Below are 264 nucleotides of genomic sequence, written 5' to 3'. Positions count from 1 at the left end.
GCCTCTCAGCCCGGTACGCACCAGAAAATCATTGATATGGCCATGAATGGCGTCGGATGTCGTGCCAGTGCACGCATTATGGGCGTTGGCCTCAACACGGTTTTCCGTCACTTAAAAAACTCAGGCCGCAGTCGGTAACCTCGCGCATACAACCGGGCAGTGATGTGATTGTCTGCGCTGAAATGGACGAACAGTGGGGCTACGTCGGTGCTAAATCACGTCAGCGCTGGCTGTTTTACGCGTATGACAGGATACGGAGGACGG

1 pseudogene is annotated in these 264 nt (G+C 54.9%); it reads left to right on the top strand.

From position 1 onward, the window contains the following. Nucleotides 1–264, top strand: a pseudogene (locus BFF42_RS21620) (IS1 family transposase); the annotation flags it as partial.

Origin of the sequence: Shigella sp. FC1661, assembly GCF_001712525.1 — a bacterium.
GTDB classification, from domain to species: Bacteria; Pseudomonadota; Gammaproteobacteria; order Enterobacterales; family Enterobacteriaceae; genus Escherichia; species Escherichia coli.
Note: the sequence above shows the minus strand (reverse complement) of the source record. Positions and strands in the feature narration are given on the sequence as shown.